The 14,783-nt window shown below is 64.6% G+C and carries 12 protein-coding genes and 1 riboswitch; of the genes, 8 read left to right on the top strand and 4 right to left on the bottom strand.

Features of this window, described 5'->3' with window-relative positions:
• Window positions 1-71 precede the first annotated feature (71 nt).
• The gene (locus tag QEH68_RS05470; RefSeq protein ID WP_280627146.1) at window positions 72-2,045 is read left to right on the top strand and encodes an amino acid transporter; all 1,974 of its coding nucleotides are present in this window, start codon (window positions 72-74) and stop codon (window positions 2,043-2,045) included.
• A gap of 26 nt (window positions 2,046-2,071) precedes the next feature.
• Here QEH68_RS05470 and QEH68_RS05465 read toward each other — a convergent pair whose 3' ends face one another.
• Window positions 2,072-2,647: a cupin domain-containing protein gene (locus QEH68_RS05465; RefSeq protein ID WP_207596613.1), complete on the bottom strand. Its 576-nt coding sequence runs from the start codon at window positions 2,645-2,647 to the stop codon at window positions 2,072-2,074.
• A 267-nt stretch (window positions 2,648-2,914) separates the two neighbouring features.
• On the opposite strand from QEH68_RS05465, the gene QEH68_RS05460 reads away from it, so the two are divergent.
• Both QEH68_RS05460 and QEH68_RS05455 read left to right on the top strand, forming a co-directional pair.
• The gene (locus QEH68_RS05460) at window positions 2,915-4,450 is read left to right on the top strand and encodes a sodium:solute symporter (RefSeq protein ID WP_280627140.1); all 1,536 of its coding nucleotides are present in this window, start codon (window positions 2,915-2,917) and stop codon (window positions 4,448-4,450) included.
• Window positions 4,451-4,577: 127 nt separating this feature from the next.
• A riboswitch (SAM riboswitch) is annotated at window positions 4,578-4,697 on the top strand.
• Window positions 4,698-4,713: 16 nt separating this feature from the next.
• Window positions 4,714-5,013, top strand: coding sequence for a hypothetical protein (locus tag QEH68_RS05455; protein WP_207596611.1), 300 nt, complete (start codon window positions 4,714-4,716; stop codon window positions 5,011-5,013).
• Here QEH68_RS05455 and QEH68_RS05450 read toward each other — a convergent pair.
• Window positions 5,010-5,201 carry a hypothetical protein gene (locus QEH68_RS05450; RefSeq protein ID WP_207596610.1) on the bottom strand — a complete coding sequence of 64 codons (192 nt, stop codon included), beginning with the start codon at window positions 5,199-5,201 and terminating at the stop codon, window positions 5,010-5,012. The two genes, QEH68_RS05455 and QEH68_RS05450, sit on opposite strands and share 4 nt — an antisense overlap.
• A gap of 232 nt (window positions 5,202-5,433) precedes the next feature.
• Between QEH68_RS05450 and QEH68_RS05445 the strand changes: the two genes are divergently transcribed.
• The 3 genes from QEH68_RS05445 to QEH68_RS05435 all read left to right on the top strand — a co-directional run bounded on the left by QEH68_RS05445 (window position 5,434) and on the right by QEH68_RS05435 (window position 8,644).
• Window positions 5,434-6,606, top strand: a complete 1,173-nt coding sequence (locus QEH68_RS05445) for a VIT1/CCC1 transporter family protein (RefSeq protein ID WP_207596609.1) — start codon at window positions 5,434-5,436, stop codon at window positions 6,604-6,606.
• 84 nt (window positions 6,607-6,690) lie between these two features.
• Window positions 6,691-7,590 (top strand): matrixin family metalloprotease, encoded by a 900-nt coding sequence (locus tag QEH68_RS05440; RefSeq protein ID WP_280627135.1) that lies wholly within the window; start codon window positions 6,691-6,693, stop codon window positions 7,588-7,590.
• 31 nt (window positions 7,591-7,621) lie between these two features.
• Window positions 7,622-8,644 (top strand): matrixin family metalloprotease, encoded by a 1,023-nt coding sequence (locus QEH68_RS05435; protein ID WP_280627133.1) that lies wholly within the window; start codon window positions 7,622-7,624, stop codon window positions 8,642-8,644.
• Between the two features lie 7 nt (window positions 8,645-8,651).
• On the opposite strand, the gene QEH68_RS05430 is transcribed toward QEH68_RS05435, so the two are convergent.
• Window positions 8,652-9,791: an LOG family protein gene (locus tag QEH68_RS05430; protein WP_280627131.1), complete on the bottom strand. Its 1,140-nt coding sequence runs from the start codon at window positions 9,789-9,791 to the stop codon at window positions 8,652-8,654.
• 74 nt (window positions 9,792-9,865) lie between these two features.
• On the opposite strand from QEH68_RS05430, the gene QEH68_RS05425 reads away from it, so the two are divergent.
• The gene (locus QEH68_RS05425) at window positions 9,866-10,660 is read left to right on the top strand and encodes a gamma-glutamyl-gamma-aminobutyrate hydrolase family protein (RefSeq protein ID WP_280627129.1); all 795 of its coding nucleotides are present in this window, start codon (window positions 9,866-9,868) and stop codon (window positions 10,658-10,660) included.
• Between the two features lie 120 nt (window positions 10,661-10,780).
• Window positions 10,781-13,702 carry a chitobiase/beta-hexosaminidase C-terminal domain-containing protein gene (locus QEH68_RS05420; protein WP_280627124.1) on the top strand — a complete coding sequence of 974 codons (2,922 nt, stop codon included), beginning with the start codon at window positions 10,781-10,783 and terminating at the stop codon, window positions 13,700-13,702.
• Window positions 13,703-13,874: 172 nt separating this feature from the next.
• On the opposite strand, the gene sucD is transcribed toward QEH68_RS05420, so the two are convergent.
• Window positions 13,875-14,777, bottom strand: coding sequence for a succinate--CoA ligase subunit alpha (gene sucD, locus QEH68_RS05415; protein ID WP_090820359.1), 903 nt, complete (start codon window positions 14,775-14,777; stop codon window positions 13,875-13,877).
• Window positions 14,778-14,783 lie beyond the last annotated feature (6 nt).

Raw genomic sequence — 14,783 nt, 5'->3', positions numbered from 1 at the left:
CCGGGGTCCCGGCGTCAAAAGCGGCCATACGCTCCTTGCGGAAGCAGCACCGTGCTGCACGAAAGGACACAGTGACAACCTTGTCGAGGCCTCCGGCCGATCCGGCCAACCGGCCAAAGAACTCCTTCAAGCTCAAGCCCTGGCTGCTGGAAGGAATGCCGGACACCTCGGGCAAGAGGCAAGGCCCCCACGGCCGCCCGTCGGACGCCCACAAGCCGCAAGCCTGGTGGAAGGTCATGTGCCTCACCGGCCTGGACTACTTCTCCACGCTCGGCTACCAGCCCGCCATCGCCGCACTGGCAGCGGGCCTGCTGTCCCCCTTGGCCACCCTGCTCCTGGTGCTGGCAACCCTGGCCGGCGCACTGCCCGTCTACCGGCGCGTGGCCCGCGAGAGTCCTCGCGGCGAAGGCTCCATTGCCATGCTGGAACGACTCCTCCCCCGCTGGGGCGGCAAGCTCTTTGTCCTGGCCCTCCTGGGATTCGCCGCCACGGACTTCATGATCACCATCACGCTCTCAGCTGCCGACGCCACAGCACACTTGATCGAGAACCCCTTCGCGCCGCACTTCCTGGAAGGCCAGCACGTTGTCATTACACTGGCTTTGATCGCCGGGCTGGGTGTGGTCTTCCTTCGCGGATTCAAGGAAGCCATCAATGTGGCAGTGGTACTGGTGGCAGCGTTCCTGGCACTGAACCTTGTGGTCATCGTCGTATCCATGACCCACCTCTTCACCGAAGCCGGAGTCATTACCGACTGGTGGACCGCACTCACCACCTCCCACGGCGACCCCATCATGATGATCGCCCTGGCCCTTCTGGTCTTCCCACGCCTGGCACTGGGACTCTCCGGATTTGAAACCGGCGTGGCCGTCATGCCCCAGATCAAGGGGCACGCCACAGACACCGAAGCAAACCCCTCAGGCCGGATCAAGGGCGCCCACAAGCTCCTCACCACGGCCGCCATCATCATGAGCTCGTTCCTCATCACCTCCAGCTTCACCACCGTCATGCTGATTCCAGCCGCCGAGTTCCAGGACGGTGGCAAAGCAGAGGGCCGCGCGCTCGCCTACCTTGCCCACAAGTTCCTCGGCGACGGCTTCGGCACCGTCTACGACGTCAGCACCATCGCCATCCTCTGGTTCGCCGGAGCGTCCGCCATGGCCGGGCTGCTGAACCTCGTTCCGCGATACCTGCCCCGCTACGGCATGGCCCCCGCCTGGGCCCGGGCACTGCGCCCGTTGGTCCTGGTGTTCACCGTGATCGCCTTCATCGTCACCATCATCTTCCAGGCTGACGTCAACGCCCAGGGTGGCGCGTATGCCACCGGCGTACTGGTCCTGATCACCTCTGCTTCCATCGCAGTCACACTGTCCGCACGCCGCAAGAAGCAACGTGGCCAGTTCATCGGCTTCGGAATCATCTCCCTCGTCTTCATCTACACCACAGTGGTCAACTCGATCGAGCGTCCTGACGGCCTGAAGATCGCGGCACTCTTCATCCTGGGCATCATGGTGGTCAGCTTCATCTCCCGCATGCGGCGCGCCTTCGAGCTCCGGGCCACCCACATCAAAATGGACGAGAAAGCCCTGGAATTCACCGCCAATGCTTCCGAGGGACCCGTCCGGATCATCGCGCATGAACCCAAACACCTCAGCGCCAGCAGGTACCGCGAGAAGCTACAGCACGCCCAGCAGGCCAGCCACCTGCCCGTCGACTGCGACGCCGTCTTCATCGAGGTCATTGTGGATGACAGCTCGGACTTCGAACAGGAACTCCAGGTTGTGGGCAAGATCCGGCACGGTTTCAAGATCCTTGAAGTACACAGCAACAACGTCCCCAATACTGTGGCGGCCGTGCTGCTCCACATCCGGGACGTCACTGGATTCATGCCCCACATCTACTTCCGCTGGACCGAGGGCAACCCGATTTCAAACCTCAGCAAGTTCCTCTTCTTCGGCGAAGGCGAGATCGCGCCGGTGACCCGGGAAGTGCTGAGGGAAGCCGAGCCGGACATCACCCGTCGGCCGTGGGTGCACGTGGGCTGACCGCCTCAGCGGCGCGGGGAGAAAAACTAGCGGCTCGCCGCCGGCACCAACACCCATAGCACCTCGACGGTCTCGTCCGTGGGGTTGATCCACGTGTGCGGTTCGCGGCCGGGGAAGGAGAGCGTGTCCCCTTCTTCGAGGTCGTACGCCTCGTTGGTCAGAATGAGCTTGATCCTGCCCTTGATCACGTGCAGGACATCGACGTCGCAGTCCACGGCGTAGAGCTCGTTCTCCCCGCGGCCCCGCGGCTCTATGGTGGCCTGCAAAATCTGGAGCCTGCGCTCGGAGCGGGCCGTCAGCAACCGCTCCACGATGCCTTGGCCACCCAGGGAGATGCGGGGGCCGTCGTCGCGCTTGGTCAGGTGCGTCTCCGGGGCGGCGAACAAGTCACCCACAGAGACCGACAACACCTGGCACAGGGTGACCAGTGAAGCGACCGACGGCGACGTCAGGTCACGCTCCACGCGGCTGAGGAAGCCCTTGGTCAGCCCGGTGGCATCAGCCACCTGCTCAATGGTGAGGCGCTGCGCCTGCCGGGCTGCGCGGATTCTGGAACCGATGGCAACGGGAACATTGCTCGGTTCAACGGGGAGAGCCTTCATTCACGAACCTTTCAGGCCTGTCATCTGGCCCTGTCATTGGAGCAATAGTAGCCGGGAGACGAGCCAACAGGACCAGAACCGGCGGAACCGTGACTAAAGCATCTTGACTGTTACTCCGATCACAACATATCCTCATAGGCAACAAGTGTTGTCTGTGAGGCACACAACACCTTCCCCAATCTCCAACCATCAGCACAGAGACTTCGACGCTTCGCAGGAGTATCGTCGAAAACCCCAACCTCCGTGCATCAGCTCCAAGGACCGCTCATGGAATCTTCGGCTATAAACATCGCAATCGTGGTGGTGTACCTGCTCGCCATGCTGGCATTCGGCTGGTGGGGCAAGTCCCGCACCAAGAACAACAGCGACTTCCTGGTGGCTGGCCGCCGCCTGGGACCGTTCCTTTACACCGGCACCATGGCCGCTGTGGTCCTCGGTGGCGCTTCCACCGTGGGCGGCGTCGGCCTCGGCTACAAGTTCGGCATCTCCGGCATGTGGCTGGTAGTGGCCATCGGCGCAGGCGTTCTGCTGCTCAGCCTCCTGTTCGCCGGTACCATCCAGCGCCTGAAGATCTACACGGTCTCCCAGATGCTGAGCCTTCGCTACGGCAGCAGGGCCACGCAGACCTCCGGCATCGTCATGCTGGCGTACACGCTCATGCTCTGCGCTACTTCCACCGGCGCCTACGCCACCATCTTCGTGGTGCTCTTCGACTGGGAACGCTGGCTTGCCATCGCCGTTGGCGGCGCGATCGTCCTGGTTTACTCCACCATTGGCGGCATGTGGTCCATCACGCTGGCCGACCAGGTTCAGTTCATCATCAAGACCGTCGGTATCTTCTTCCTGATGCTCCCGTTCGTCCTGAACGCTGCCGGCGGCATGGACGGCATCCGTGAGCGCCTCGATGACACCTTCTTCCAGATCGATGGCATCGGCGCCCAGACCATCATCACGTACTTCGTGGTCTACACACTGGGCCTCCTGATCGGTCAGGACATCTGGCAGCGCGTCTTCACTGCCAAGACCCCCGCCGTTGCCCGTTGGGGCGGCGCCACGGCCGGCGTCTACTGCATCCTCTACGGCATCGCCGGCGCCCTGATCGGCTTGGCCGCCCGGGTGGCACTGCCGGACATCGATGTCACCAACCTCGGCAAGGACGTTGTTTACGCCGAGGTGGCAACCCACATCCTGCCTGTCGGCATCGGCGGCCTGGTCATGGCCGCGGCTGTTGCGGCCATGATGTCCACCGCTTCCGGCGCCCTGATCGCCGCAGCCACGGTGGCACGTGCGGACGTTGTCCCGTTCGTGGCCAGCTGGTTCGGCAAGAACATCAACACCGATGACAGCGAAAACCCCGAGCACGACGTCAAAGCCAACCGCTACTGGGTTCTTGGACTCGGCATCGTGGCAGTACTGATTTCCATGGCGGCTCAGGACGTGGTGATTGCCCTCACCATCGCCTACGACATCCTGGTGGGTGGCCTCCTGGTCGCAATCCTGGGCGGTTTGGTGTGGAAGCGCGGCACGGGCATCGCCGCTGCATGGTCCATGGCAGTTGGATCGGTGCTGACACTGACCCTGCTGATCCTCTTCGCCCTGGGTGTCATTCCGAGCGCGGACGGCGTCTACGCCAACGAACCGATCTACTACGGTCTCGCCGCTTCGTTCATCGCCTACGTAGTGATTTCACTGCTCACCCCGCCCACTGATCCCGCAGTCCGCGAGGCCTGGGACAAGCGCGTTGCCGGTGCCGTCTCTGAGGAACTCCCGCCTGAGGCCCACCCGGTCAGCAGCCACAAGTAGCGCTGCAAGCAACAGAGCAAAATTCGACGGCGGCGCCTCCCCTTTCCGGGGTGGCGCCGCCGTTGTTTTGTCCCCGGGAAGAGGGCGCCCCAACTTGCTGGACAGCCGTGCGGTAAGGTGGTCCCAGCTTCAAGAGATGTGGTGCCAAGCTCCGACTGGCCACACACCAACCCCATGTTCACGGGTGGTTCGGATGAGGAAGCGGCCCGTCCCGGACCAGAGACAACCGAGCGGGCAAGAGCACTCCCCCAAGGAGCAGTCCCTTGCCGTACCAAGGCGATACCACCCCGGCTACCAGTACCCCGGCAACAACAGCCACCCACACAGTCGCGGTGATTCCCGCCGTCGACCTCTTCCTGGGCACGGTGACCATCACTGCCAAGGCCGGAACCATGCGGTTCGGACATCCCCAACCGCACCTGATCGCGCAGGCGTTGGCCCGAGCGGTCCGGCCGACCCTTTGGTGTGATGCGTCGAGAACCCTAACCGTGACTGTTGCGGCGGCCGGCAAACGCGCCGGCGTGCAGCTTCACTACACACTCAGCCACGAGGAGCCCGCCTAGATTTCCTCGTCTGCTTCGCGGAATTCCTCGGTCTCGTCGATGGGGACCACACGTTCGTCGTCCTCGGGGGCGTCCACTTCTTCCACCCAGGCCTCGTCCACTTCCTGGTCCTCGGCGTAGTCATAGGCCGGATCTGACTCAATGGTGGTCCGTTCCGGGTAGTTGGCGTGTGATTCGGTGGTGTTCATGGTGCAACCTCCGTCTCGTGGGCCGCTCAAGCCCTGTTGAACGTGTGCGGGGTGGGCCCCCGCCCCTGTCCTTCCATCTGAGCACCGGCTAAGTCGGGGGTCAAGGACGGCCGGAAATTACGGTGCGCCGAACATTCCAAGTGAGGAATACCAGCCAAAAAACCGCGCAGATAAGCGGTACAGTGGGGCGTGCAATGGGGCCGCAACTACCCCACCCAGCACAGGAGAGAAAGTGCAACAGCACCAGGAATCCCCCGGTTCGTCGAGCCCAGCTCCGGACCCCACCCCGGAATCGGCAGCCCTCGAGAACGTCGGAACGGAACCCGCGGCGCCCTCGCACGCCGACATCCGCCGGTGGCGTCAGTACCTCGCCGACGAGCGCGCCGAGGCCGCTGTCTACCGCGAACTCGCCCAGAGGCGCGACGGCGAAGAACGCCAAATCCTGCTGGCCCTGGCCGAGGCCGAAGGCCGGCACGAGGCCCACTGGCTCAAGCTCCTGGGTGAGCACGCCGGAATGCCCAAGGCCGCGTCAGCCCGCAGCCAGTTCCTGGGATTCCTGGCCCGCAACTTCGGGTCGGTCTTTGTACTGGCCCTGGCCCAACGCGCAGAAGGCCGCTCCCCCTACGGCTCCGAACCCGCGGCAACACCCGCCATGGTGGCTGACGAACAGATCCACGAAGAGGTGGTCAGGGGCCTGGCTACCCGTGGTCGGAACCGGCTCTCCGGGACCTTCCGTGCCGCGGTCTTCGGCGCCAACGACGGCCTGGTGAGCAACCTTTCGCTGGTCATGGGCATGGCCGCCACCGGCGTACCCAGTCCGGTGGTGCTGATGAGCGGTGTGGCAGGTCTTTTGGCGGGCGCACTGTCCATGGGCGCCGGCGAGTACGTCTCTGTCCGCTCCCAGCGGGAACTGCTCAACGCGACGCTGCCCACCCAAGCCACTCTCACGGCAGCACCGTCGTTGGACATCGAACACAACGAATTGGTGCTGGTCTACCTTGCCCGCGGCATGACGCGCGAGGCCGCTGAGCATCGCGCCGCAGAGCGAATGGGCCTGTTCAGCTGCGACTGCGATCCCAGCCTCTCCTTGCAGCCCGAGAAACCTGCCACCGACGAGCACGAATCCGTCGGTTCGGCATGGGGCGCAGCGATGTCCAGCTTCTGCTTCTTCGCGTCCGGTGCCATCGTTCCCATCCTGCCCTTCATCTTCGGCATGACGGGCTTTGCCGCCTTGATGGTGGCCGGTGTGCTGGTGGGCATCGCGCTCTTGGCGACCGGCGCCGTCGTGGGCTTGCTGTCCGGGACCTCGCCGCTGAGCCGCGGGCTGCGCCAGCTCGCGATCGGCCTTGCAGCGGCTGCCGCCACGTACGGGCTGGGCCTGGTGTTCGGGGCAACCATCGTCTAGTTTGGACGGTTCCCCCCGCAGCCCGTAATGTTGGTTCGTCCTCCGCGCTGCCCCGCGTGGCCAGGGCGTGAGGAATGGAGAACCGTGGACTCGGAGCGGGAAACGCGTGCGCCAAAGCACCGGCGTACCGGCACGGCCTGGCGCATTCTCCGTGGCGTGCTCATGGCCGGAATTGCCGCTGTGGTGGCAGTGTTGGTCAGCGGATTCCTGCATGGAGACCCGCGGATCACCGCCCTTTTCCCGGGTGTGAGCGTCCCTGGTGCCGCGCACGACGGGACACCCGGGCAGAAGCAGACGGCGCCAGCACGTGCAGCAGACGCCCCGCCGCCCGGATTTGAGGAGGCGGACGCCCCGCTGGCCTCGCCGAAGGTGCCGGAGACTACCAACGAGTCGTATAAGTTCCTGGCTACCAACGACGACGGCACTCCGGTGGGGTACTCGCCATGCCGCCCGCTGCACTACGTGGTGAACGAAGGGTCCGCGCCGGAAGGTTCCGATGCACTGCTGGAGGCAGCGATCGCGAACGTCTCCGCAGCTTCAGGAATCCAGTTCGTCAACGACGGGACCACCGACGAGTTGCCGGTAGACCGACGGGAGCCATACCAACCGGCCAAGTACGGCGACCGATGGGCGCCCCTGCTGATTTCGTGGACCACGCCGGAGGCAGCACCGGCTTTGGCGGACAAAGTCATTGGTACGGGCGGCAGCACCATGTACTCGCTGAACAATGGACCCAAAAGCTACATCACGGGCAGCCTGGAGCTGGACACCCCGCAGGTCGCCGAACTCCTTGCTGATCCCGAAGGCGCCGACTACGTCCTCGCCGTCATGCAGCACGAGTTGGGGCACGTCATGGGCCTGGACCATGTTGATGACCCGGTCCAACTCATGTACCCGGAAATCGGCGCCCCTGACGGCCTTGCGGCCGGCGACCTGACCGGACTGCACCTCCTTGCCTCGGCCCCCTGCCGCAAGGACATCTGACAGCCGGTTCGGGGGGCCATGGACTCCCGGCGTGTCCGGACTTATGCTGGCGGCTACGGTCGACGGCGGCGCCCCACCTCCCGTCGCGGCCTCCACGTCAGGGGGTTCCATGGAACCTAACGGGTCGCCCCAGTGGCAGGACCCCGATCCCCTTCGCCCGCATGGTCCTCCGCATGGCCCCTACCGACCCGGGGCCACGCTGCCACCGGCACCGGCACCGCCGGTCAAGCACAGCAGCATCGCCGCGATCCTGTTCTTCCTGGGCATCCTCGGACTGGTGTGCGCGGGGGCGTATTTCAGCGGCGACCTGCAGCGGTTCCTGTACGGCTCATCCGCCTCGCAAAGCCAGGCACCCCGGCCCGGGTTGGTCCCGTTCGGGCAGCGCCAAGAGCCTGTGCCCGGCCTGGAAGAAGCCGATGCGCCACTGGGAACTCCGGCACCGGTGAACCGGACCAGTACCTCGTACAAGTTCCTTGCCGTCAAGGAGGACGGCACTCCCCTGGCCTACTCCCCGTGCAGGCCCATCCACTACGTGGTGAACGCCGATCTCGGGGATCCGTCCTGGCAACCACTGGTGGAAGAGGCCATTCGCCAAGCCAGCGTGGCCACCGGATTGAAGTTCGTCTACGACGGCCCCAGTTCCGAGGTCCCCTCCACCAACAGGCAGGGATACCAGCCCGCCAGATACGGTGACCGATGGGCGCCCGTCCTGATTGCGTGGAGCACTCCGGAGCAGGTGCCGCGCCTGACCGGCCAAACCGTGGGCCTGGGCGGGAGCTCCTCTATTGGCCTGAGCGACGGCTACAAGGCCTATGTCACCGGTACGGTGTCCTTGGACGCCCCGCAGTTCGCCGGCATCGTGGACACCTCCGAGGGCAAGGAGATCGGCGTAGCGGTGATCATGCATGAGCTGGGACACCTGTTGGGCCTTGACCACGTGGACGATCCCCGGCAACTGATGTTCGACCAGGCGTCCTGGGTCCGCCAGTACGCTGCCGGTGACAGGACCGGCCTGGCCCAACTCGGCTCGGGTCCCTGCAGCAAGGACTTCTAGCCGCGCCTCACGCCTGGCCGGCCACCACTGCGAGCGCTTCTTCCACGGTGTCCACCAGGAAGATCTTCTCCTCCATGGGTTTTCCCGCGGCCAGGCTCTGCAGCATGGGCCAGGCCGGGAGTGTCCGTTCCCAGTGTTCACGTCCCACCAGCACCATGGGGCTGATGGTTTCGGGCGCTCCGTAGTAGTTCTCGCAGGCGTCCTGGAAGATCTCCTGCACCGTTCCAGCGGCGCCCGGAAGGAAGACGATCCCGCCAGTGCACAGCTCCAGCAGGATGGCTTCCCTGACGGCATTGGCGAAGTACTTGGCAACATGTGTGGCGAATAAATTGGGAGGCTCGTGGCCGTAGAACCAGGTGGGAATCCCCAGGGTCGGTGTGCCTTCCGGATGACGTTCGACGACGGCGGCTGCTTGCCGTGCCCAAGCCGTCACCGAGGGTCTGAACCCCGGCACTCCGGCGAGGCTTTCCAGCGCGGCCTCAGCATCGGCGTCGGACGTTCCACTCAAGTAGGCACCCAGGTTGGCCGCCTCCATGGCCCCGGGTCCCCCGCCGGTGGCGACGGCAAATCCTGATTGGGCGAGCAGCCGGCCCAACCGGGCGGCGTCGGCGAAGTCGCTGGTGCCGCGCTGGGCGGCGTGTCCACCCATGACACCCACTACTTGGGTCCCGGAAAGTGCCCCGTGGTCCAGGAGTTCGTCCAGGGCATCGCCGATTGCGTGGTCGTGCAGGGCCGCGGCCAGGGTGGCGTCCAGGCTTCCCCGCTGCCCGGGGAGGATACTCCACTGGTAGACCAGGGCGTCGAGGGTTGACTCGTACTCAGTGGCGGAGATGTCCTGGTAGAGCTCCCCTGCTGTGTAGAGGCTGTTCCGGTAGGGATCGAACGGTACACCGCGAAGCTTGGGAAAGATCAGCGCGCCACGGCGACGCAGGCTCTCTTCCACGCCGTCGTCGAAGGTGCACCCCAGAAAGATCGCGCCCTGGGCATCCATGGACTTGAGCTCCCGTGCGTGGCCACGCAGGTCCAGCGACTGCGCGTGCCAGCCATTCATGGTCCCGGCTCCTGCGGTTACCAGATGGCGGAACTGGACCACGCTTTCTATGTCGAGTGTCCGCGGGCTCGGGTTCAGGGCTCCGGTGCGATTCATGGTTTCAGCGTAGTATCGACGGACCGTGACGCGGGCGTTTGCGCCCCGGGCTGCTGTCCAGTGCATCATGAAACATGAAGAGTTCAGAAGTTGCTGCCCGTCCGCGTATCGGTGTTCCGATCCGTCTTAGCAGTTCGGACACCCCCGATGCCCGGGTGGGCGAAGCCAATCGACTTTTCACCTTCATCGTGGACCTGTTGCGCGAGGCCGGTGCGCAGCCGGTGCTGCTGACGCCGGTGTCGGCAGACAGCGCCGGCCGCCTGGCTGCCGAAATGCAGATGCTCGACGGCGTGCTGCTGCCGGGAGGCGGCGACATTGATCCCCGCTTGTACGGCCAGGATCCCGAGGATTCGCTGTACGACGTGAACCAGGAGCAGGACCATTTGGACGTGGATGTTGCCCGGGCAACCATCGACGCCGGCCTGCCGCTGCTGGGTGTCTGCCGCGGCCACCAGTTGTTGAACGTGTTGTACGGCGGAACGCTGATTCAGGACATGGCCCCTACCTCGGTAACCCACAGTGGCCTGGATCCACACGATCCCGCGGCCGGCGAGTGGGCTTGGCATGACGTTCGCCTCACGGCTGGATCCAAAGCGGCGGCACTCTATGGAGCTCCCGGGGGGACCACCATCAAGATTGCTTCCGGGCACCACCAGGCGGTGGACAGGGTGGGCGAGGGCCTGGTGGTCACGGCCATCGCCGAAGACGGGACGGTGGAGGCCTTGGAGGATCCCACCCGGTGGGTAGCCTCCGTGCAGTGGCATCCCGAGGCGTCCGTCATTCCCGATGCGGAGCGGTTGCTGCCCTTCAAGAAGTTCGTGGACGTTTGCCGGCACTCTATTCACGCTCCCGCAGTTGGGCTACAGTAACTCTCACTGCATCGCTTTCAGTTCCGTCGGAAGTACAGCCAGTACCAACTTCATTCATAGACGTCCGGGGGGGCGTCGTAAGTTTGCCGGCTGGGGGGCCCAACATCTGCTCAAAGGAGCATGGTTGTGGACCGTCCAAAATACGCCAGTCGTCCTCTCCTTCAGATTAGCCGCCCTTCTCTCACCAAACGCCTTCTGGGCCTTCTCCTGGGGCCCGCGTTGGTCGTAGGCGGATTCGCCCTCACCACCGCAGCTCCCGCCGCTGCTGCTGAACCGCCGTGCGCGGGCACCGGCGGCGCCATGCAGATCGTGGCGCACACCGACGATGACCTGCTCTTCCTCAGCCCGGACTTTATGCGCGACATTCAGGCGAAGCGCTGCGTCCAAACGGTGTTCGCCACCGCCGGCGAGGCCGGAGAGGGAGCCACCTACTGGCGCAGCCTCGAATCAGGGATCCAGGCCAGCTACGCCAAGATGGCCGGGGTCTCCAACAGTTGGACTACCTCCGATGCCGGCGTCCCGGGACGCCCGCTGACCCTGCGGACCCTCAACGGCGCCCCGAACATCTCCGTGGTGTACATGCGGCTTCCGGACGGCTTCCCCAATGGCTTGGGCAGCGCAGCCTACAACAGCCAGAGCATCCTCAAACTCTGGGACGGCCGGCTGTCCTCCATACGCCCGGTGGACAACGCCGCAACCTTCACCAAGTCCCAGTTCCAGTCAGCGTTGAACCGCCTCGTGGCGAACTTCCAGCCCACCACCTTCCGCACCCAGGACTGGACCGGGAACTTCACCAGCCCGTACGACCACAGCGACCACTGGGCCACCGCAAAATTTGCCCAGCTTGCCACCCGCAGCTACACCGGACCGCACACGTCCATGGCCTACGACGCCTATGTCATTGATGAATACGCCCAGAACGTGACCGGGGCTGAGCTCACCGCCAAGGTGGACACCTTTGTGCGGTTCGCTGATTTCGACATGTACGTCTGCAGCAGTCCCGGCGAGGGCTGTCCGGATTCCCCCTACGACGAGTGGCTGAAACGGCAGTACATTACGGCCATCGAGTGGGTGGGCAACGCCGCTAAATCGGCAGGTACCACCGTCACGGCGTCGTCGCAGAAGGCTGCAGCGCAGAGCCCCGAAAAGGTCCGTGACGGTTACCACTGGGGCACTCCAATGGATGCCACGCGTGAATGGGTCTCCGCCGGGGAGAAGGCCGGCAGCTGGATCCAATACAATTTCACCCCCACCCGGACCATCAATGCGGTCACCCTGTCCGACCGCCCCCTCCTGACGGATCAGATCACCGGCGGGAACCTGCAGTTCTCGGATGGAAGCACTGTGGCGGTCCCGTCCCTGCCCAATAACGGATCGGGGCTCACCATCAAGTTTCCTGCCAAGACAGTGAGCTCGGTACGGCTCAACATCACCTCAGTCAGTACCGGCACCACCAACGCCGGGTTGGCCGAATTTGAGGCCTACCTTGGCGCGGACACCGTGGCCCCCGTCGTCACCGCGGCACCCCCGGGTGGAACCTACGCGGTGGGCCAGTCCATCACCCTGACCGCCAATGAAACATCCACCATTTACTACACCACCAATGGAAGCACTCCCACGACGGCCAGCAGCAAGTACACCGCTCCACTGACGTTGAGCGGCCCGCTGACCCTGAAGTACTTCGCCGTGGACAGCGCGAACAACGCCTCCGCTGTGGTCACGCAGACCTACTCCACGGGCCCGGATGTCATCAAGCCCGTGGTGACCGCCAACCCGGTGGGTGGCCAGTATGCTCCGGGCACCACCATCACACTGTCCGCGAACGAGCCCGCCGATATCCGATACACCACAGACGGTACCGATCCGCTGACGGCCGGGCTTTCCTACACCACGGCGATCCCCTTCAACGGTCCCGGCCCGATGACGTTGAAGTACTTCGCCAGGGATACCGCGGGCAACGTTTCCGAGGTGGCCACCCAGACTTACACCGTGCCACCGGACACTGCGGCCCCCACTGTGACGGCCAACCCCACCGGCCGGGCCTTGGCCAGTGGAGCCACCATCGCACTGTCCGCCAATGAGCCTGCCGCCATCTACTACACCACTAATGGCAGTACGCCCACGGCCACGGAGTCAGCCACCAACATCAAGTACAACGCCGCCAATCCGATCGTCATGGGCAGCTCCACACTGGTGCTCAAGTACATCGGCGTAGATACCGCCGGCAACACCTCGGCTGTGGGGACGCAGACCTACACCGTGCCTGCAGCGGGACCGCCGTCGGCCCATGACTACGACGGTGACGGCCGCGCTGACGTACTGGCCGCCGATACCGCCGGGAACCTGTATCTCTACCCCGGCAACGGATCCGGCGGACTGGACCCCAGGAAGATCGCGCTGGCCGCACCAGCCTGGTCCACCATCACGGACACCGTCACCCCCGGCGACTTCAACAAGGACGGCAAGCCCGACCTCCTGGCACGGGCGGGTGACATCCTCTGGTTCTACCCCGGCGACGGTGCAGGCAGCTTCGGGGCACGTACCCAGGTCAGCACGGGCTGGAGCACCATGACGCAGCTCTTCTCCCCCGGCGACTTCAGCGGCGATGGCATCCCTGATTTCATCGGCCGTCGAAGCAACGGCGAGCTCCGCTTGTACGAAGGAAACGGCACCGGAGGACAGCGGACGCCCTACACGGTCGGCTGGGGCTGGGACGTCATGAATGCCATCTTCAGCACCGGTGATTTCAACGGCGACGGCAAGGGAGATGTACTGGCGCGGCGGACCGACACAGGCGCATTATGGCTGTATCCGGGAAATGGTTCCGGGGGCTGGCTGCAGTGGACGCAGATCGGCACGGGCTGGGGAACCCGCACTGCGATGGCCGGGCCGCGGGACCTTGACGGCGACGGCAAGAACGACGTCGTAGGCCGCATCGGAGACACCTTGTGGCTGTATCCCGGATCGGGAGGCGGAACGTTCAGCAGCGTACCGCCGATCAGCCTCGGCACCGGCTGGCAGGCCATGAAAGTCATCGCCTAGCCGGCCCCATGAACCTGGCGCGGGTCGGAGTTTTCCCCCAGACTCTTCGGCCCGCGTCAGCCATGTCCAGCACGTGGAAAGACCATCGCTTAAAGCGCGACGACGGCCCGGTACCTTCCGTGGGGAAGGCGCCGGGCCGTCGTCGTACTTCAGGTGCCTTTCGGCGATAAACCTAGAGCGTTGCGAAAACTTCGCGCAGCAGCTTGGCGGTCTCGGACGGCGTCTTGCCGACCTTCACACCGGCAGCTTCGAGAGCTTCCTTCTTGGCCTGTGCGGTGCCAGCGGAGCCGGACACGATGGCGCCTGCGTGGCCCATGGTCTTGCCCTCGGGAGCCGTGAAGCCGGCAACGTAGCCCACAACCGGCTTGGTGACGTTGGCCTTGATGAAGTCGGCTGCCCGCTCTTCAGCGTCGCCACCGATTTCGCCGATCATGACGATTGCCTTGGTCTCGGGGTCAGCTTCGAACGCAGCCAGGGCGTCGATGTGCGTGGTGCCGATGATGGGGTCGCCACCGATACCAATCGCGGTGGAGAAGCCGAGGTCGCGGAGTTCATACATCATCTGGTAGGTCAGGGTACCGGACTTGGACACGAGGCCGATGGGGCCCTTGCCCGTGATGTTCGCCGGGGTGATGCCCACCAGGGCTTCGCCCGGGGTGATGATGCCGGGGCAGTTCGGCCCGATGATGCGGGTGATCTGCTTGCCGTCAGCGTCAACCTTGGACTGGGCCAGTGCCCAGAATTCGGCGGAATCCTGAACCGGAACGCCTTCTGTGATGACCACAACGAGGCCGATGCCGGCTTCGATGGCTTCAACAACGGCGTCCTTGGTGAATGCCGGCGGGACGAAGACGATGGAGACGTCTGCGCCGGTTTCAGCGATGGCTTCCTTGACGGTGCCGAAGACGTTGATTTCCTTGTCGCCGTGCAGGACCGTGGTGCCGGCCTTGCGGGCGTTGACGCCACCAACAATGTTGGTGCCCGCCTTGAGCATCAGGGCGGTGTGCTTGGTGCCTTCGCCGCCGGTGATGCCCTGAACGATGACCTTGGAGTCTTTGTTGAGGTAGATAGACATTGTCGC

The sequence above is a fragment of the Paenarthrobacter sp. OM7 genome (genome assembly GCF_029873575.1).
Taxonomy (GTDB): Bacteria; Actinomycetota; Actinomycetes; order Actinomycetales; family Micrococcaceae; genus Arthrobacter.
This window is presented reverse-complemented; position numbering and strand designations above follow the sequence as displayed.